Origin of the sequence: Nocardia amamiensis, from assembly GCF_015477605.1 — a bacterium.
Lineage (GTDB): Bacteria > Actinomycetota > Actinomycetes > Mycobacteriales > Mycobacteriaceae > Nocardia > Nocardia amamiensis_A.
The window spans coordinates 149,442-166,610 of record NZ_JADLQX010000009.1 but is presented as its reverse complement, the minus strand read 5'-3'; the positions used below and the strand labels follow the sequence as shown (position 1 = coordinate 166,610).

The following is a 17,169-nucleotide window of genomic DNA, read 5'->3' as shown; positions in this document are numbered from 1 at the left end:
GTGCGCTCGCGTTCGTCGATGCGTATCCGCCAGGCGGCTCCGTGAACGCTACTGCTGCCTGCGTCGCACGGTCGCACCCGAATCCCATGCCCTCCCGCCGGCGGGAAGTTCCTCTCCGGTCGGCGGCAGGTACGCGGCATTGTCTGCACTACGCGCCCCGGTACTACCTCGGGGAATCTTCGTTGTCCCCGCGGAAGAAGGCGCGAATCTCGTGGAGGCTGGGGGCATCCGGGGAGATATCGGGCAGGTCGGGCAGGTCGTCGAACTCGGCGTCGACGGGTGCGGCGATGGCCTCGGTCCGCTGCTGCGCCTGGCGCGCCGCGGCCCGAGCGACGTCCACGATCGCGCTGCTCAACTGCTCCGGTGTCTGGCGCATTGCCGCGGCCGTGAGGCGCAGGCCGGTCAGCACGCCGGCGGCGTCAACGGTCACCTCTACCGATTGGTCGGGAGAACTCGCTTGCGTGCGAGCATTTTCCAGTTCTCGGAACGCATCGGCGAGTCGGCCCTGCTGACGTTCGAAGGAGTCGAGGAGATGTTCGAGCTGGTTGCGCATGCCGTTGTTGGCCGAGCGCAGGCCTTCGCGCTCCCATCGATCCATGCCACAACCTTCCGACTCGAAATTCTCAGCGGACAGCGACGACCGCGGACCTCCGAACGTGCCCATAATGATGACCGACAGGTGCGTGGCAACTTTCACCGCTGGTGGGAAGGGGGGAAGAACCAGACGCCGTCCGGTCCGGCGGCAACGGGTCTCATTGCCGGTCCGGCAACGCCGCACGCGACATCACCACCAGCAGCCGACCCAGCACCTTCTGCGGGCCGTTGGCCTCGTCCTCACTCGATTCGACCGCGGCGAATCCCTCGGCCAGCGCCCTGCCCGGAACGAACAGACCCTGCTCGAAACAGTTGTCGCCGAGCTGCGCCCGCCATCGCTTGTAGCCGGCGACCACCCGGCTCAGCGTCTCGCCCCGGGGGCCGTGGATCCGCACGTATTCGGTGATGAGCGCGCGTTGCGCCTCCCTGTGTGCCCGGAACCCGCCGGTGAGGTCGACCGCGGCGCCGAGTTCCCGCAGGATCGCGGCATACATCGGTCGCCGTGGGGGACGGGATCCGGTCGTCGCCCGGAAACCGCCGGCCAATATCCGAGGATCGATCACAGCAGTGCGAGCCAGCACGATCCACGGCGCTACCTCTCCCGATTTCTCTGCCGTGCTGCGATTCTCCACGGCAGATAGCGGACCCGTCACATCCCGGATCTCGATTCCGCGCAGCACGGCCGGCATTCGCAGGAGGACGGAGTCGACAGCATCGGCGATGTCCTGGACCGTTGCCGCGGCGATACCCGCCGCGTCGAATCCGACGATCTCGATGTTGTGCCGAGCGGCCATCTCCCGAGCGATCCGCATGGTCTCGGCATCGGTTGCTCGGCGCGCACGCACGCCTGCCTGTTTCGGGGCCCGCTTCTGCTCTGGACGTTCCGGAGCCGGCTGCGGCTTCTTGCCCGCGGGCGGGCGGTCCGGGGTGCGTGGAGGAGATACCCGAGGCGGGGTTTCGTTCGCCGGAGCGCCCGAGGGACTCGGAGCCTTTGCCCAAGGGGTGCCCGACCGGTTCCGCGCCCACGGCGTATCCGCCATCGGCTTGCCAGAGTCGTTGCGGCCGCCCGGCATCGTCTGTGGACCCGCCTGCTTCCCCGTCGGTGTATTCGACGGCGCTCCCTGTCGCTCCGCGCCGTTACCGGGCGTCGTCGGCGATCCGGTCTCGGCTGCCGGGGGTTGGTCGCCGGATTTGTCATCGGGCGATTCGGTTTCTGGGGTATTGCCCGTCGAATCGTCCGGCTGTCCCGATTCCGTAGGTTGCTGTCCGGACTCCGCGGGCGGCTGCCCGGTTGCCGGGGGTTGCTGTCCGGACTCCGCGGGCTGCTGGGCGGAGGCCGGGGGTTGCTGTGTATCGACGCTGCCGCGGTCGTTCGGGGCGTCCGACTGCGGACGGGCGGAGTCTCCGTTCGCCGGGCGATCGGACAGCCGTGCGGAATCGTCTGTGCTGCTGAGGGATTCGGTAGACGTCGCCTGCGGAATGGGTCCTGCCGACCAGTTCTGACTCGGTGCGTTCGTGCCCGGGATGCCATCGCCGGTGGGGTTTCGGATGTTCTGCCCGCCGTAGTGGTCCCTGTCCTCGAACGCATCGGCCGCATCCTTCATCGCGGAACTCATCGCCCGCATGTCCGCGACGAGGTCGTCGAACCCCTCCAACGTACGGTCGGCACCGGGCTTGTAGGTGCGTGCGAACGTCTCGCCGGCCTCGTCGTCACCCCAGAACTCACCCTCGTCGGCAAGTGCCGCCTTCAGCTCGTTCGCCACCCGTTCGGCGTCTTCGGCCGCCTGCCGCAACTCCGCCGCCGATTCGCGCAGCTGGGCCAAGTCGACCGACAGTGATTCGGCCACGCAACCCCCTGGGTCGATATCGAGACGGCCCGGCCGTCTTCAGCTGCTGAACGGGACGTCGCGCATCGGCGAACCGCCACACGCCAGGCCGACCCGGGCCGAAGCATAAGCGACGTTCGCCGGTGTTCCCATTTGCGGGAACGCCGCTTGCCCCGGCCGGCGTTTATGCCCCGGGCCGGGGAGCCTGCTCGCTCAGTCCGTTCTCACCGGCGCGGCGCCCGTCGACCCGGTTTCCGGTGGTCGAAGTAGCTGCCGTCGCTCCAGTACACGGGGCAGGAGGTAGTGCAGCAGCCGCACAGGATGCACTTGTGGTGTCGTCGAACCGGGCGATCAGCTCGGGTCTACGTGGAGGTGTGGCCCGTGAGTTCGTTGAGAGCTACGGTCGCGAGTTCGATGATGTTTTGCAGCGCTGGACTGTCGAGGTAGACCTCGAAGGTATCGCGGTCACCGAAAATCAGAGTGACGGCTTGGTCCTCCAGGTGCAGGAGAGGGCGTACGGGGCAGCGTCCGTCGATGCATGCCCAAGCGCCGATCTTCAATGTTTCGAACATGACCGTCCTCTTGCGTGGGTTGGGGCTGTCGTGTGTGGAGCTGCGTCAACGGTCGCAGGAGGAGGGGCCTGGTAGGAGTGCCATCCGGGGCGTTGCAGGGGTTTCTCGGGGGTATGCTGCGTGCACTCGACGGGTATTGGGGGTAGTGCCTATGTCTGTGCAGCTTCAGTGGACCGGGCTGGAGGTACGTGCGCTGCGGGATGCCCTGCGCGAGACGCGGCTCGGGTTCTGTCAACTGGCTGGAGTTCCCTTCGACACGCTTCGGAACTGGGAACGCAAAGGCGCGAAGCTGATCCTCCGTGCGCAACACGCCGCGATCATGGACACCTTCCTCGCGCGAGCAGACGCAGACCAGCGGGCTAGGTTCCAACTGCGATGTGATGATCTGCGACGACGGTCTGGGCCGCGTCGGGTGTCGGAACGCGGGCCTAAGCTCGGTTCCGACGAATCGCCCGATCTGCACGACCCCCAGTATCTTACGGAGATCGATGACATGAACCGGCGCGAACTGTTGCAGTTGCTATCCGTGTCCAGCGCGGCGCTGGCGACGACGTCCATCGACTGGGACAGGGTCGCCGCATCCGATGACGTCGACCGCCGAATCGAGATTGCCGCGATTGATCAGTACGCGGCAGTGAACCGACGTCTGTGGCAGGAGTATTCGTCGGTACCGACGAAAGCTGCTGCCCTGCCGGCAGTTCGCGAGCACTTGGGTGTACTGATCAGCGGTCTGCAACGTACCGATAGCCACTCTGTCCGTCGTCGGCTCTGCGAACTTGCGGCTGAGGTATCGCAATTGGCCGGAGAGATTCTGTTCGATGGTGATCGGTATCCTGAGGCGGCATACTGCTACACGGTTGCAGCATCGCTCAGCAAAGAAGCTGCTGCGTGGGATCTTTGGGCTTGCGCCTTGACCCGGCAGGCTTACATCAGCATCCATGACAATTGTTTTCCTGCGGCGGTGACACTTACCGAGTCGGCACGGCAACTTGCGCAACGTGGGGATCATGCCCTGGCCACACGCTATTGGGTCGATGCGGTCCAGGCGCAAGCGCTGGCTGGACTTGGCGACTATGCCGGGTGGGAGCGTGCCGCCGACTCAGCCGAAGGTGTCCTGTCCATGGGTTACTTGGGATCCAGCGGGTGGTTGAGATTCGATGGTGATCGCCTGGCCGAGGAACGAGCTACAAGTCTTGTCCAACTCGATCAACCTGACCGCGCTGAACAGATTCTCGAGGCTGCTCTGAACAACCGGCTTTCGTCTCGGCGCCGCGCCAGCGTTCTCGTGGATCTGGCTGCCGTCGGTGCGGTGAAGAGAGACCCCTTCCAGGCCGTCATGTACGGCGACGCTGCGCTGGATCTCGCTCGGCAAACCCGCTCCGGGTACATCGCTCGTCGGCTCGAGGATCTACGCCGGCGACTCGCGCCCCTCGGAGACGACCGGCATGTCGAGCACCTCGATCGCCAGATCGACGCATTGTCACAGAACCACGCCAAATCAATCTGAGGAGAGCTGTGCAGGAATCCGATCGCGGTCGCGTCTTCCGACAGGCATGGATCGACGGAGTGAAGGACCATTACCCCGGTGAGCCGAAGCCGGGGTACATCGCCGCGTGGGAGGACATGCCTGAATGGGAGCAGGCCAGCGCGATTGCCGTCTACGACCAAGTGGCCGCGTTTGTAGCTGCCAGCGATGGGAATACGAGCAAGCTCAGCCGGGCGCAGAAAGGTAGATGGCTCGCGCTGTGCTGGGTCGCGCAGATCTACAAGCACATTCCCGACCCGAAGCCGGGGTATGTGGCGGATTGGGATCAGTTGCCCGAGTGGCAGCAGGAGACGGATGCCGACATCTTCGAGGTGATCGAGCGTTCGATGGCTGGGGCAACTCGCTGATATGAATGGCGAAGGCCGCCTTCACCGGGTGGTGGAGGCGGCCTTCGTCGTTCGGTGCCTGGGTCAGCGGGTGAAGAGCAGGGCTCGTTTGACTTCTTGGATGGCCTTGGTGACTTCGATGCCGCGGGGGCAGGCGTCGGTGCAGTTGAAGGTGGTGCGGCAGCGCCAGACGCCTTCGACGTCGTTGAGGATGTCGAGGCGTTCGCGGGCGGCTTCGTCGCGGCTGTCGAAGATGAAGCGGTGGGCGTTCACGATCGCGGCCGGGCCGAAGTAGCTGCCGTCGCTCCAGTACACGGGGCAGGAGGTGGTGCAGCAGGCGCACAGGATGCACTTGGTGGTGTCGTCGAACCGGGCGCGGTCGGCCTGGCTCTGGATGCGCTCGCGGGTGGGCTCGTTACCCGTGGTGATCAGGTAGGGCTTCACCGCGCGGAACGCGTCGAAGAACGGCTCCATGTCCACCACGAGGTCCTTCTCCACGGGCAGGCCGCGGATCGGCTCGACGGTGACGGTGAGCGGCTTGCCGCCCTTGGGCAGCATGTCCTTCATCAGCACCTTGCAGGCCAGCCGGTTGACACCGTTGATGCGCATGGCGTCCGAACCGCAGACGCCGTGCGCGCAGGAGCGGCGGAAGGTGAGCGTGCCGTCCAGGTAGGACTTGATGTAGATCAGCACGTTCAGGAAGCGGTCGGTCGGCAGGACCGGCACCTGGAACGATTCCCAGTGCGCGCCCTTGTCGTCCTCCGGGTTGAACCGCGCCACCTTGACGGTGATCATCACCGAGCCCTCGGGGACCGGAGCGGGCTTCTGCGAAGAGGGTGCTTCGGCAACAGCAGTCATCAGTACTTACGCTCCATCGGCTCGTAACGGGTCTGCACCACCGGCTTGAAGTCCAGGCGGATGTCCGAGAGGAGATCCGCGCCTTCCTTGTAAGCCATCGTGTGCCGCATGAAGTTCACGTCGTCGCGGTCCGGGTAGTCCTCGCGGGCGTGGCCGCCGCGCGATTCCTTGCGGTTGAGCGCGCCCACGACGGTCACCTCGGCCAGCTCGAGCAGGAAGCCGAGCTCGACGGCCTCCAGCAGGTCGCTGTTGTAGCGCTTGCCCTTGTCCTGCACGGTGATCCGGGCGTAACGCTCCTTGAGCGCGTGGATGTCGGTGAGCGCCTGCTTGAGCGTGTCCTCGGTGCGGAATACCGAGGCGTTGTTGTCCATCGACCGCTGCAGCTCGGTGCGGATGTCGGCGACCCGCTCGTCGCCGTGCTCGGACAGGATCAGCGCCAGCCAGTCCTGCACCATCTGCGCCGGGTTCTCCGGCATCTCGACGAACTCGCTGCGCTGCGCGTACTCCGCGGCGGCGATACCGGCGCGCCGGCCGAACACGTTGATGTCCAGCAGCGAGTTGGTGCCGAGCCGGTTGGCGCCGTGCACCGAGACGCACGCGCACTCGCCCGCGGCGTACAGGCCCGGGACGATGTCGGTGTTGTTCCGCAGTACCTCGCCGCGGATGCGGGTCGGGATGCCGCCCATCACGTAGTGACAGGTCGGGAACACCGGCACCAGTTCCTTCACCGGGTCCACACCGAGGTAGGTGCGGGAGAACTCGGTGATGTCGGGCAGCTTCTCCTCGAGCACGTCCTCGCCGAGGTGGGTTACGTCGATGTAGACGTAGTCCTTGTTCGGTCCGGCGCCGCGGCCCTCCAGCACCTCGAGCACCATCGAGCGGGCGACGATGTCGCGCGGCGCGAGGTCCTTGATGGTGGGGGCGTAGCGCTCCATGAAGCGCTCGCCGTCGGCGTTGCGCAGAATGCCGCCCTCGCCGCGGACGGCCTCGGAGATCAGGATGCCCAGCCCGGCCAGACCCGTCGGGTGGAACTGGTGGAACTCCATGTCCTCCAGCGGGAGACCCTTGCGGAACACGATCGCCATGCCGTCGCCGGTCAGCGTGTGCGCGTTCGAGGTGGTCTTGTACATCCGGCCGGAGCCGCCGGTGGCGAACACGATCGACTTCGCGTGGAAGACGTGGATGTCGCCGGTGGCCAGCTCGTAGGCGACCACTCCGGTGGCGACCGGACCGCGATCGGTCTCGGTGAGCACCAGGTCCAGCACGTAGAACTCGTTGAAGAACTCCACGTCGTGCTTGACGCAGTTCTGGTACAGCGTCTGCAGGATCATGTGGCCGGTGCGGTCGGCGGCGTAGCACGCGCGGCGGACCGGGGCCTTGCCGTGATCGCGGGTGTGGCCGCCGAAACGCCGCTGGTCGATCTTGCCCTCGGGCGTGCGGTTGAACGGCAGGCCCATCTTCTCCAGGTCCAGCACCGCGTCGATGGCCTCCTTGGCCATGATCTCCGCGGCGTCCTGGTCGACCAGGTAGTCACCACCCTTGACGGTGTCGAAGGTGTGCCACTCCCAGTTGTCCTCTTCGACGTTGGCCAGCGCGGCGCACATGCCGCCCTGCGCCGCGCCGGTGTGGCTGCGGGTCGGGTACAGCTTGGTCAGCACCGCCGTCCGAGCACGCGGGCCGGCCTCGATCGCGGCGCGCATGCCCGCGCCGCCCGCGCCGACGATCACGACGTCGTAGCGGTGCTCCTGAATCGGTCGGGATTCACTCATGCCTGCACCTCGCTGCGCTCGGCTCCGGCATGTGTGAAACACGCTGTGTTGATGATTCGCTCGCTGCGCTCACTCATGGGAGGGGGCCTGTTCCTAACTGATGTTGGGGTCGAAGGTGAAGATGACGTAGGTGCCCACGCCCATGATCAGGATCATCGAGATGGCCAGCAGGGTCTTGAGCCAGAACCGGGTCGAGTCCTTGCGGGAGTAGTCGTCGATGACGGTGCGCAGGCCGTTGCCACCGTGCAGCTGGGCGAGCCACAGCATGCTCAGATCCCAGAACTGCCAGAACGGGCTGGACCAGCGACCGGCCACGAAGGCGAAGTTGAGCCGCTTCACGCCGCCGTCGAGCAGCAGCATGATCGTCATGTGGCCGAGCACGAGCACGATCAGCAGCAGGCCGGAGAAGCGCATGAACAGCCAGGCGTACTTCTCGAAGTTGTTGGTCGAGCGGGCCCGCGGCGAGCGCGGAAGATCCAGGCTGGCCGGGCGGTCGTACGACTTGCCGAGAACAGGTGCGCTCATTTTCAGTGCTCCGTGAACAGGTAGAAGAACTGGCGCCCGACTGCGGGAACGGCCAGCAGGAACCACGCCGCGAGGACGATCCAGAGCATCAGGCGCTGGTACTTCGGGCCCTTGGACCAGAAGTCCACCAGGATCACGCGTACGCCGTTGAGCGCGTGGAACAGCACGACCGCGACCAGGCCCATCTCCATCAGCGCGACGATGGGCGTCTTGTAGGTCTCGATCGCCTCGTTGTAGGTCTCCGGGCTGACGCGCACCAGCGCGGTGTCCAGCACATGGACGAAGAGGAAGAAGAAGATGGTGACACCGGTGATCCGGTGCAGCGCCCACGACCACATTCCGGGGTCGCCTCGGTACAGCGTCTTCCGCTTCGGCTGGGCCGGAGCTTCAATCGTGGTCATAGAGTGCGGTGCCTCCAACGTCGTTGATGGACCCGGTTGCAGGTCCGACGCCGGCGGCGTTGGGGGCGAATGCCCAGGTGGCTGTGCTCCGGCCCGTCGCGGGGAACCTGAACCGATCTGTTCTGGACTCTAATCCCCCAGCAATCCCGGAACTAATTCGGCGTGCCGTGCGTTGCGCGACAAAGGATCGGGTTAGGTTTACCTTTCTCGACATGCGCGGGGTTCTGTCCTGGCCCTCGCGCGGCCATCTTCGGCTCGGTTCGAGAGGGGTCAGCCATGTCGCAAATCGACTGGAAACTGCTGCGCGACAACGCAATTCGAGTTATGCACAACGCCTATGCGCCCTACTCGCGGTTTCCGGTCGGCGCGGCGGCTCTCAGTTCCGATGGCCGAATTGTGAGCGGCTGCAATGTGGAGAATGTCTCATATGGATTGGCCCTGTGTGCCGAATGTGTACTCGTCGGTAACTTGATTTCCGGGGGTGGGGGTCGCCTTCTGGCGGTCTCGGTGGCCGATTCTCGCGGCGAAATCCTGATGCCCTGCGGGCGCTGCCGCCAGATGCTCTACGAGCACGGTGGAGCGGACCTCCTGGTCGACCACAAGGCGGGAGCGGTGCCGCTGCGCACGCTCCTGCCGGATGCCTTCGGCCCCGACGACCTGGACTCCGGCCAGGTGTAGGCGCGGGTCGTCGGCACTCCGCCTCGAGAGTGGCGCCGGCGTCGTCCTTGGTGGGCAGGAGGCCGGTGCATGCCCACCGACAGGAACCGGGGTCGAAGCCGCCCATGCCAGACTGGCGAACGTGACGGCATTGGACGCGGTTTCGATCATCAGGACCAAGCGTGACGGCGGGGAACTCTCCGATGCGCAGATCGATTGGGTGATCGACGGGTTCACCCGCGGCGTGGTGGCCGACGAGCAGATGTCGGCGCTGGCCATGGCGATTTTCTGGCGCGGGATGACCCGGCGTGAGACGGCCGGGTGGACCGCCGCGATGATCGCCTCCGGACGACGGATGGACCTCACCGACCTGCCGCGACCGACCGTGGACAAGCACTCGACCGGCGGGGTCGGCGACAAGATCACGCTGCCGCTGGCGCCGCTGGTGGCCGCCTGCGGCGCCGCAGTGCCGCAGTTGTCCGGGCGCGGGCTCGGCCACACCGGAGGCACCCTGGACAAGCTGGAATCCATCCCCGGCTGGCGGGCGGACGTGCCGGTGTCGCGCATGCGCGACCTGCTGGCGGATCCCAGCATCGGCGCGGTGATCTGCGCCGCGGGCGCGGACCTCGCGCCCGCGGACAAACGTCTTTACGCCCTGCGCGACGTCACCGGCACTGTCGAATCGATCCCGCTCATCGCCAGCTCGATCATGAGCAAGAAGATCGCCGAGGGCACCGCTTCGCTGGTGCTCGACGTCAAGGTCGGCTCCGGCGCCTTCATGCAGACGCTCGACGGGGCGCGCGAACTGGCGACGACCATGGTCGCGCTCGGCGCCGATGCGGGCGTGCGGACGGTGGCGCTGCTCACCGCCATGGACACCCCGCTCGGGCGCACCGCGGGCAATGCCCTGGAGGTTGCGGAATCGGTGGAGGTGCTCGCGGGCGGTGGACCCGCCGACGTGGTGGAACTGACGCTCACTCTGGCCCGCGAGATGGTCGCGCTGGCCGGGCTCGACGTCGACCCCGCCGACGTGCTGGCCGACGGCCGGGCGATGGATCAATGGCGCGCGATGATCCGTGCCCAAGGCGGGGACCCGGACGCGCCGCTGCCCGTCGCCACGCACACCGAGACCATTCGCGCCGACACCGACGGCGTACTGACCAGGCTCGACGCCATGGGTGTCGGCATCGCCGCCTGGCGGCTGGGCGCGGGCCGTGCGCGTCAGGGCGATCCGGTGCAGTTCGGCGCCGGGGTCGAAATGCACGCGAAGCCGGGCGATCCGGTCACTGCGGGACAGCCGCTGCTCACTATGCACACCGACACGCCCGAGGCATTCGCAGGCGCCGCCGCGGCCTTGCGCGATTCCGTCACCATCGACACCACGCAAGTGTTCGCACCGGCAAAATTGATCCTCGATCGCATCGTGGCCTGATCCCTGATCGATGCCACGGGCCTGCCGGTTCCGGTTGCCTCAGCAGTGCCGGACCGCTGTTGGCCTCGTCGCACGACTGGACTCGAAGTAGGCAACCGCTCGGATCAGTCGAGGCACGGGCTCGCTATGAATGCCGTCGCAGCCTCCCGCCGAGGCACGGGCGCGCTCGTTCGATGCCGCCGCAGCCTCCCGCAGGCCGCATGGGGTTGTGCAGTTCGATCCGGCGCCGATCATGCCGTCGGAAGGGATCCAGCTTCGTGGGGTGGCAACTATCGCGCCGATGGCAGCGGCGAAGAGCCGTGGTGTCGTACCGCGCGTCGGTGTGGAGTCGGTCCGGCTGGTGTCGCGTTGTGGACCGGCCCGCATCCGCTGGGCAACGAGATGGTTGCCACGGCCGAAGTCCGCTGCCGTTTCGGCGTGCTGCGGCTACCGTCGATACATGACTGGACCGATGCCTCTGACCCTCGCCTCGATCCGCCAAGCGCCGAAGGCGCTGCTGCACGATCACCTCGACGGTGGTCTGCGGCCCGCCACGGTGCTCGAGCTCGCCGCGCACAGCGGTTACGACGACCTACCCGCGACCGATGAGGCGTCGCTCGCGGCCTGGTTCCGGGACGCGGCCGACAGCGGGTCGCTGGAACGTTACCTGGAGACCTTCGCCCACACGGTCGCCGTGATGCAAACCCCGGAGGGCCTGCGCCGGGTCGCCCGCGAATGCGCCGAGGACCTCGCCGCCGACGGCGTGGTGTACGCGGAAGTGCGCTTCGCCCCCGAACAGCACTTGGAGCGCGGGCTCACGCTGGACGAGGTGGTCGAACACACCCTTGCCGGTTTCCGCGAGGGCGAGGCGGCCGCCGCCGAGCAGGGCCACACCATCGTGGTGACCTGTCTGCTCACCGCGATGCGGCATGCCGCGCGCTCGCGGGAGATCGCCGAGCTCGCGGTGCGCTTCCGCGATCGCGGCGTCGGCGGCTTCGACATCGCGGGCGCGGAGGCGGGCTTCCCGCCGAGCAGGCATCTCGACGCGTTCGAATACATGCGCGCCAACAGCGCGCATTTCACCATCCACGCGGGAGAGGCGTTCGGTCTGCCGTCCATCCACGAGGCGCTGGCGTTCTGCGGCTGCGACCGGCTCGGTCACGGCGTGCGGATCACCGACGACATCAGCGTGCCGGGCGCGATCGAGGACGCGCGGCTCGGGGTGGTCGCCAACTACGTCCGGGACATGCGCATTCCGCTGGAGCTGTGTCCCTCGTCGAACGTGCAGACCGGCGCCGTCCCCTCGCTGGACAAGCACCCCTTCGACCTGCTGGCCCGGCTGCGCTTCCGCGTCACGGTCAACACCGACAACCGCCTGATGAGCGACACCAGCATGAGCGAGGAGATGCTCAAGCTGGTCGAGACGTTCGGTTACGGCTGGAGTGATCTGGAACGGTTCACCATCAACGCCATGAAGTCGGCGTTCATCCCGTTCCCCGAACGGCTGCGGATCATCGACGACATCATCAAGCCCGGATACGCGGTGTTGATCGGATAGCCCACGAAAGGGCCTCGTCGGGGATGCTGACGCGCCGGGCTACCACGCACACGAATGCGATCGAATCGGTGCAGAGGGCCTCTGGGTGGCCGATGACCGGTTCGCTAGCGTGGGAACCGTGGCGACATTGCGGATCCCCCGCCGTTTCAACGGCCCGCCCGACTCCGGCAACGGCGGTTACGTGGCAGGTTGCCTCGCCGAGCAGCGCGACGAGGCAACCGTGACCGTGATCCTGCGCAGCCCCCCGCCTCTGGAGACGCCGCTCGACGTGCGCGACGGACGGCTCTATGACGGTGACACGCTGATCGCGGAGTCGATCAGCGGCGAACTCGAGCGGGACGCGCCGCGTCCCGTCCCGTTCGCCGAAGCGGTCGCGGCGTCGAACACCTATGCGAGCATCGAAATGTTCGCGTCCTGCTTCGTCTGCGGCAGCGGTCGCGCGGACGGGCTGCGCATCGAACCCGGCCTGGTGGGCCATGGCGGCGTGAGCGCAGGCCCGGATGTTCGCGTAACCACGGAGGGACCGCGAACGCCGCCGGTCGAACGCCGCCGAGTAGCCGCATCGTGGGTACCCGACGACACCGTGCCGCTGGGGCCGCCGCTGATCTGGGCCGCGCTGGACTGCCCCGGCGGCTGGTCGCTGCCCGGCATGCTGGACCGTCCCGCCCTGCTCGGCTCGATGACCGCCACCGTGCACGACCTGCCCGAGGTCGGCGAGCGCTGCGTCGTCGTGGGCGAGTACCACGGCGAGCAGGGCCGCAAATGCTTCGCCTCCTCCGCGGTCTACGGCGAGGACGCACGCCTGCTCGGCCAGGCCGAGCAGGTCTGGATCCGGTTGACCTGATTACTGCTTGTCGAGCCGGGACTCCAGGTTGCGTTCCAGCTCCCGCCACGCCTGTGCCTCGGCGGCGAACGGCGGGTTGGGCGCCAGCCGGGTCGGATCGGGATTCAGCAGGTAGGAGACGTACCAGCCCAGCGGGGTGGATTGCGCCAGCGCCCGCTCGACGGTGTCGTCGTCGGCGTAGTCGGCGGCGTCGGTGAACAGCTCGACCGCCAAATCGAGCTGTTCGATGTCGACCGCCTCCGGTCCCTCCGCCAAGTCCTCGGACAGACCGGGAAGCACATACACGTTCTCGTCGGTGACCTCGACCTCCAGCGAGCCGTCCACCGCCGCGGTCTGCACGTCGGCGAAGGTGCTCACCCGGGCCAGGTCGTGCTCGTGGTCGTCGGCGAGGTACCGGGCCAGTGCGCGCTCGGAGCCGAACACCGTGATCGAGCCATTGGCGCCGAGGAAGATCGGTTCGTCGTCCAGGTAACAGCGCAGCGTGAAGAGGCTGCCCTCGGAGGTGACGATCTTGATCGGGTCGATGCCGACTTCGTGCCAGAACGACTCGTCCTCCTCCTCTTCCTCGTCGTCCTCCTCGTCGAGGTCGACGGGTTCGAACTCCTCGTCCTCGTCGCTGTCGGCCGCGTCATCGGCGTCGACCACGTTCTCCTCGGCGGCCAGGAGCTCGGCCTCGGCCACCGCGACCGCCTCGGCGTCGACCTCGGGGGTCTGCACGACCGAGTCGATGGCGTCCAAGACGTCATCCCAGCCCTTGGCGATGGCCGCGCCGATCTGGTCCCACAGCTCCTCGCCGTCGCGCCCGACGAAGGCGCTCACCCCACCCGGCAGCGCGCCGAGCACCGGATGGGACCCGAAGAACTTGGTCACCGTCTCCAGTTCGCAGACCTCGCCGATGTTGCGCACCATGCCGAGGGTGTCCTCCAGCTCGGCGACGGTGTCCACGTCGGGCTCGCCCGCGGCCAGTTCGGGCACCGCGACCAGGTCGAAGGTGAAGTTCTCCTCCGGCTCCAGTTCGACGGCCGAGAGACCCGCGACGACTTTCCATGCTGGATGGTCGACGAGGTCGTTGTCGGAGTTGGTGCGGATGAACGCGGCCAGCTCCGCAACGGACTCGAAACCGTAGAGGGCGTCCTCGTGTCCGAGGAACGCCTCCCACTCGTCGTCACCGTCTCGCCAGCGCGGTGCCCAGAGGGTGACGAGATCGCCGTCGGTCAGGCCGAGCTCGATCGGGACGATGTCTCCAGAAGCCATGTGCGGAAGCCTATCGACCTTCCGCGTCAGGCACTATCCGGCCCGCCCCCATTCGTCGCTCCGGGCGGCTGCCCGGATGGGACGAACGACTCGTTCAGTGTCGCAACGACCTTGGACCGCTGTGCGCCGGCGTCTTCGGCGGCCTGCCTGCACGCCCAGATGATCAACTGTCCGACCTCGGCGGGAGGTAGCGACGTGACCGATTCCGCCAACGTCAGACCCACCAGTGCGCCATCGCTGTTCACCTCGACGCCCACCGCGCCGTCTTCGCTGGTGAACCGTCCACGCACCTGCTCGAGCCCGTACAGCGCCGCCTCCAGCGCCTCCAGTTTCTGGGTCGCCGAGGCGACCAGAGCGTCCATCTCAGCACTCATGCCTTCGCCTCGCTGGCGCTCGGCTCCGGCATGACCGCGAAGGCGGCTGTGTCCATGATTCGCTCTCCCATAGCCTGCACCCCGCTACCGCTCGGCTCGTTCACACCGGCCTCATCCAGCTCGTCGGTCCTGTGTCCGCGTCGTCGATCCGGTCGAGTTCGTCCACCGCCTGTTGGCGGGTGGGCAGGCCGAGCCGGTCGAGAATGTCCGCGGGCATGCCCGCTTCGGCGAGGAGTTCGCGCCGCCGCGCCCGGGCCGCGATGGCGGAGCGCTGGGTGAGGCGCAAGATCTCGTTGGCGAGTGACTGTGCGCCGTAACGGTATTCGCTGCGCTCGAACTTGATCTCCACCGGCATGCCCTGGTCGGTCGCTCGCACCGAGATGGTGCCCGACCGGTTGCTGCTGGCGGCGACGGTGACGTTGGGGACTTGTGGTCGGGTCATGCTGTCGGCCTGTAGAAACCGTAGAAGTCCATGCCTGAGTTCTCCGTTCGAATCGAGCTGATCTGGACCGGGTCGCCCGCCTCGACCAACTGCCCGTTGCCGATCACCATGGCCACGTGGCCATCCCAGATCGCGAGGTCGCCGGGCATCAGGTCGCCGGGGGACACCGATGTGGCCCCGTTGCCCTGCTCGGCCGCGAGCCGGGGCAGGTCGACGCCGGCCTCGCCGTAGGCGTACTTGGTGAGCCCGCTGCAGTCCAGTCCGGCGCCAGGGGTGTTGCCGCCCCAGACGTAGGGGGTGCCGACGGCGCCGATCGCCGAGCGGACCGCCGTGGCGGCCTGCTCGTTGGGCGCCTCGACGACGCTGCCGTCGGGCAGCGTGATCTGCACGCCCTTGCCGTCGTCGGGCATCCCCGACGAACCGGTGTCGGGCCGGGGCACGCCAGGAGTGCCCCGCGTGGTACCCGGAGTTCCGTTGGAGCGGGGTGAGCTCATCGCGGTGCTCATCATCTGGCCCGCGCCGGTGAGCACGCCGGACGCGGTGGAAACAAGCTGCTGGACGCCGGAGGCGGAGGCTGCGGCGGCGGGCAGTCCGGCGGGCGGCGGGGTCGGTGGCGGCGGGGTCAGCTCGTTCATCGACGCGGTCTGCGTTTGCAACTCGTTCTGCACCCGGCCGACCACGTTGAGCGCTTGGCCGAGATGGTCGATCGCCGAGCCGACCAGCACCGTCAGCCCCTGCGGCGTCGCCAAGGCCGGACCCATGCTCGCCGCGGTGTTCACGAACGACTGCGCGATATCGGTGAGCTCTTTCTGGCCCGTCTCCACCTCGGCGGCGGCCTGGTTCACCACGGTGGCCATCTCGTTGCCGCGATCGGAGATGGTGGCCGCGGAGGTCTGCACACGCAGCGCCTTGGCGGTGGCGGCGTCGGCGGCGCGGCCGTCCCACGCGGCGTTCATCCCGTTGATGCTGTCGCGACCCATCTGGTGGATCTGGTCGACCACGGTCGAGGTGCTGCGCAGCGCGTCGGTGGGACCGCCTGCGGGCAGCACTCCGGTGCCGAAGCTGGCGAGCAGGTCCAGGATCGGTTTGGCCAGCGCGTTGATATCGATCACAGGCTCACTCCAGTTCGGTGGCCGCGTTCTGCAGCGCGGTCGCGGCGGAGGTGTCGGTCTCGGTGAGGACGGTCGCCGCGCCGGTGGCCGCGCCACCCATGCTGGTCAGTACCGCCGACAGCTGGCCGATCGCGGCGACGTGCCCGGCGTGCGCCGCCGTATAGGCCGCCATGAAATCGGCGCCGATGAGTCCCATGATCGGGCCTAGCAACGCGGGCTCCGCCGCGGCCGCGCTGACCCCCGCCGCCGCCATCTCGCCAGCCATGACGTGGGCGGACGCACCGTAGGCCGCGATACCCTCCGTGTCCGCAGACATCTTTCGCATCAGAGCTTCCCCCATCTGTTGTTCCCAGGCAGAGTACGTCATCCACTTGGTTCGACGCGCGCTGTTCCGGTTCGGTTCCGCCGCTTCGGAAAAAAGTCGGCTCGGATTCGGCGGCGCGCCCGCGATCGACCTTATCGTTCCTTCATGCGCACCCACACCGTGGACCATCCACTCGTCGCCGCCCTGCTCACCACGATGCGGGACGAGCGCACGGCGAATCCGGCTTTCCGTGCCGCACTACGTGATCTGACCGGAATCCTGATCTACGAGGCGCTGCGCGAGGCGCCGGTCGAGCGTTTCCCGATCGTGACGCCGGTCGCCGCCACCGAGGGCGTCCGCTTGGCGCGGCCGCCGTTGCTGGTTCCGGTGCTGCGCGCCGGGCTCGGCATGATCGACGCGGCCGCCGAATTGATCCCCGACGCAAGGATCGGTTTCGTCGGCCTGGCCAGGGACGAGAACACCCATCTGCCGGTGCCTTACATGGAATCGCTGCCCGCGGATCTCGCCGGCTTTCCGGTCTTCGTGCTCGACCCGATGCTGGCCACCGGCGGCTCGATGCGATACACCCTCGAACTGCTCGCCGCGCGCGGCGCCACCGACATCACCGCGGTGTGCGTCGTCGCGGCTCCGGAAGGCATTGCGGCGCTGGAAGACTCCGGCTTGCCGGTGCGCTTGGTCACGGCGGTGGTCGACGCCGGACTGAACGAGAACGCCTTCATCGTGCCCGGCCTCGGCGACGCGGGCGATCGGCAGTTCGGCCCGCGCTGATCCGGCG

The 17,169-nt window shown here is 67.5% G+C and carries 19 protein-coding genes and 1 pseudogene; 7 read left to right on the top strand and 13 right to left on the bottom strand.

The window, feature by feature from the left end:
* Positions 1 to 163: 163 nt before the first annotated feature.
* The 4 genes and pseudogenes from IU459_RS14655 to IU459_RS14645 all read right to left on the bottom strand — a co-directional run bounded on the left by IU459_RS14655 (position 164) and on the right by IU459_RS14645 (position 2,992).
* Positions 164 to 598, bottom strand: coding sequence for a YbaB/EbfC family nucleoid-associated protein (locus tag IU459_RS14655; RefSeq protein ID WP_195130060.1), 435 nt, complete (start codon positions 596 to 598; stop codon positions 164 to 166).
* Between the two features lie 154 nt (positions 599 to 752).
* Positions 753 to 2,441, bottom strand: a complete 1,689-nt coding sequence (locus IU459_RS14650) for a hypothetical protein (protein ID WP_195130059.1) — start codon at positions 2,439 to 2,441, stop codon at positions 753 to 755.
* A gap of 242 nt (positions 2,442 to 2,683) precedes the next feature.
* Positions 2,684 to 2,769, bottom strand: a pseudogene (locus IU459_RS40500) (succinate dehydrogenase iron-sulfur subunit); the annotation flags it as partial.
* A 13-nt stretch (positions 2,770 to 2,782) separates the two neighbouring features.
* Positions 2,783 to 2,992, bottom strand: a complete 210-nt coding sequence (locus IU459_RS14645) for a hypothetical protein (RefSeq protein ID WP_195130058.1) — start codon at positions 2,990 to 2,992, stop codon at positions 2,783 to 2,785.
* 151 nt (positions 2,993 to 3,143) lie between these two features.
* Here IU459_RS14645 and IU459_RS38475 point away from each other — a divergent pair, with 151 nt between their 5' ends.
* Together IU459_RS38475 and IU459_RS14635 are read left to right on the top strand one after the other, a co-directional pair.
* Positions 3,144 to 4,499 carry a transcriptional regulator gene (locus tag IU459_RS38475; protein WP_228837916.1) on the top strand — a complete coding sequence of 452 codons (1,356 nt, stop codon included), beginning with the start codon at positions 3,144 to 3,146 and terminating at the stop codon, positions 4,497 to 4,499.
* 8 nt (positions 4,500 to 4,507) lie between these two features.
* Positions 4,508 to 4,885, top strand: a complete 378-nt coding sequence (locus IU459_RS14635; RefSeq protein ID WP_324198869.1) for a hypothetical protein — start codon at positions 4,508 to 4,510, stop codon at positions 4,883 to 4,885.
* 63 nt (positions 4,886 to 4,948) lie between these two features.
* On the opposite strand, the gene IU459_RS14630 is transcribed toward IU459_RS14635, so the two are convergent.
* From IU459_RS14630 to sdhC, 4 genes are all read right to left on the bottom strand, one after another.
* Positions 4,949 to 5,722 (bottom strand): succinate dehydrogenase iron-sulfur subunit, encoded by a 774-nt coding sequence (locus IU459_RS14630; protein WP_195130057.1) that lies wholly within the window; start codon positions 5,720 to 5,722, stop codon positions 4,949 to 4,951.
* Positions 5,722 to 7,491, bottom strand: coding sequence for a succinate dehydrogenase flavoprotein subunit (sdhA, locus tag IU459_RS14625; protein ID WP_228837915.1), 1,770 nt, complete (start codon positions 7,489 to 7,491; stop codon positions 5,722 to 5,724). Before sdhA ends, IU459_RS14630 begins: the two co-directional genes overlap by 1 nt.
* 93 nt (positions 7,492 to 7,584) lie before the next feature.
* Positions 7,585 to 8,016, bottom strand: coding sequence for a succinate dehydrogenase hydrophobic membrane anchor subunit (locus IU459_RS14620; protein ID WP_195130056.1), 432 nt, complete (start codon positions 8,014 to 8,016; stop codon positions 7,585 to 7,587).
* Positions 8,017 to 8,018: 2 nt separating this feature from the next.
* A complete protein-coding gene (gene sdhC, locus IU459_RS14615; RefSeq protein WP_195130055.1) occupies positions 8,019 to 8,417 on the bottom strand; it encodes a succinate dehydrogenase, cytochrome b556 subunit in 399 nt (132 codons plus the stop codon).
* A gap of 276 nt (positions 8,418 to 8,693) precedes the next feature.
* Here sdhC and IU459_RS14610 point away from each other — a divergent pair, with 276 nt between their 5' ends.
* The 4 genes from IU459_RS14610 to IU459_RS14595 all read left to right on the top strand — a co-directional run bounded on the left by IU459_RS14610 (position 8,694) and on the right by IU459_RS14595 (position 12,887).
* A complete protein-coding gene (locus tag IU459_RS14610; protein ID WP_195130054.1) occupies positions 8,694 to 9,095 on the top strand; it encodes a cytidine deaminase in 402 nt (133 codons plus the stop codon).
* A gap of 121 nt (positions 9,096 to 9,216) precedes the next feature.
* Positions 9,217 to 10,506, top strand: coding sequence for a thymidine phosphorylase (locus IU459_RS14605; protein WP_324198868.1), 1,290 nt, complete (start codon positions 9,217 to 9,219; stop codon positions 10,504 to 10,506).
* A gap of 439 nt (positions 10,507 to 10,945) precedes the next feature.
* Positions 10,946 to 12,043, top strand: coding sequence for an adenosine deaminase (locus tag IU459_RS14600; protein WP_195130052.1), 1,098 nt, complete (start codon positions 10,946 to 10,948; stop codon positions 12,041 to 12,043).
* A 118-nt stretch (positions 12,044 to 12,161) separates the two neighbouring features.
* On the top strand, positions 12,162 to 12,887 hold the full coding sequence (locus IU459_RS14595; protein WP_195130051.1) for a hypothetical protein: 726 nt from the start codon (positions 12,162 to 12,164) through the stop codon (positions 12,885 to 12,887).
* Here the strand turns inward: IU459_RS14595 and IU459_RS14590 are convergent, their stop codons facing one another.
* The 5 genes from IU459_RS14590 to IU459_RS14570 all read right to left on the bottom strand — a co-directional run bounded on the left by IU459_RS14590 (position 12,888) and on the right by IU459_RS14570 (position 16,385).
* Positions 12,888 to 14,141: a primosomal protein gene (locus tag IU459_RS14590; protein WP_195130050.1), complete on the bottom strand. Its 1,254-nt coding sequence runs from the start codon at positions 14,139 to 14,141 to the stop codon at positions 12,888 to 12,890. It lies immediately after the preceding gene.
* Positions 14,142 to 14,167: 26 nt separating this feature from the next.
* The gene (locus tag IU459_RS14585) at positions 14,168 to 14,515 is read right to left on the bottom strand and encodes a YbaB/EbfC family nucleoid-associated protein (protein ID WP_195130049.1); all 348 of its coding nucleotides are present in this window, start codon (positions 14,513 to 14,515) and stop codon (positions 14,168 to 14,170) included.
* Positions 14,516 to 14,615: 100 nt separating this feature from the next.
* Positions 14,616 to 14,957, bottom strand: coding sequence for a hypothetical protein (locus IU459_RS14580; RefSeq protein WP_195130048.1), 342 nt, complete (start codon positions 14,955 to 14,957; stop codon positions 14,616 to 14,618).
* Entirely contained in the window at positions 14,954 to 16,069 is a 1,116-nt protein-coding gene (locus IU459_RS14575; protein ID WP_195130047.1) for a C40 family peptidase, read from the bottom strand. Before IU459_RS14575 ends, IU459_RS14580 begins: the two co-directional genes overlap by 4 nt.
* A 4-nt stretch (positions 16,070 to 16,073) precedes the next feature.
* A complete protein-coding gene (locus IU459_RS14570) occupies positions 16,074 to 16,385 on the bottom strand; it encodes a hypothetical protein (protein ID WP_228837914.1) in 312 nt (103 codons plus the stop codon).
* Between the two features lie 153 nt (positions 16,386 to 16,538).
* Here IU459_RS14570 and upp point away from each other — a divergent pair, with 153 nt between their 5' ends.
* Entirely contained in the window at positions 16,539 to 17,162 is a 624-nt protein-coding gene (gene upp, locus IU459_RS14565) for a uracil phosphoribosyltransferase (RefSeq protein ID WP_195130045.1), read from the top strand.
* The last annotated feature ends 7 nt before the right edge of the window (positions 17,163 to 17,169 follow it).

Excerpts from the sequence above, each read along its gene's own strand:
- IU459_RS14655 (WP_195130060.1), bottom strand. The coding sequence starts at position 598 with ATGGATCGATGGGAGCGCGAAGGCCTGCGCTCGGCCAACAACGGCATG.
- IU459_RS14645 (WP_195130058.1), bottom strand. The coding sequence starts at position 2,992 with ATGTTCGAAACATTGAAGATCGGCGCTTGGGCATGCATCGACGGACGC.
- IU459_RS38475 (WP_228837916.1), top strand. The coding sequence starts at position 3,144 with ATGTCTGTGCAGCTTCAGTGGACCGGGCTGGAGGTACGTGCGCTGCGG.
- IU459_RS14630 (WP_195130057.1), bottom strand. The coding sequence starts at position 5,722 with ATGACTGCTGTTGCCGAAGCACCCTCTTCGCAGAAGCCCGCTCCGGTC.
- sdhA (WP_228837915.1), bottom strand. The coding sequence starts at position 7,491 with ATGAGTGAATCCCGACCGATTCAGGAGCACCGCTACGACGTCGTGATC.
- IU459_RS14620 (WP_195130056.1), bottom strand. The coding sequence starts at position 8,016 with ATGAGCGCACCTGTTCTCGGCAAGTCGTACGACCGCCCGGCCAGCCTG.
- sdhC (WP_195130055.1), bottom strand. The coding sequence starts at position 8,417 with ATGACCACGATTGAAGCTCCGGCCCAGCCGAAGCGGAAGACGCTGTAC.
- IU459_RS14610 (WP_195130054.1), top strand. The coding sequence starts at position 8,694 with ATGTCGCAAATCGACTGGAAACTGCTGCGCGACAACGCAATTCGAGTT.
- IU459_RS14600 (WP_195130052.1), top strand. The coding sequence starts at position 10,946 with ATGACTGGACCGATGCCTCTGACCCTCGCCTCGATCCGCCAAGCGCCG.
- IU459_RS14590 (WP_195130050.1), bottom strand. The coding sequence starts at position 14,141 with ATGGCTTCTGGAGACATCGTCCCGATCGAGCTCGGCCTGACCGACGGC.
- IU459_RS14585 (WP_195130049.1), bottom strand. The coding sequence starts at position 14,515 with ATGAGTGCTGAGATGGACGCTCTGGTCGCCTCGGCGACCCAGAAACTG.
- IU459_RS14580 (WP_195130048.1), bottom strand. The coding sequence starts at position 14,957 with ATGACCCGACCACAAGTCCCCAACGTCACCGTCGCCGCCAGCAGCAAC.
- IU459_RS14570 (WP_228837914.1), bottom strand. The coding sequence starts at position 16,385 with ATGTCTGCGGACACGGAGGGTATCGCGGCCTACGGTGCGTCCGCCCAC.
- upp (WP_195130045.1), top strand. The coding sequence starts at position 16,539 with ATGCGCACCCACACCGTGGACCATCCACTCGTCGCCGCCCTGCTCACC.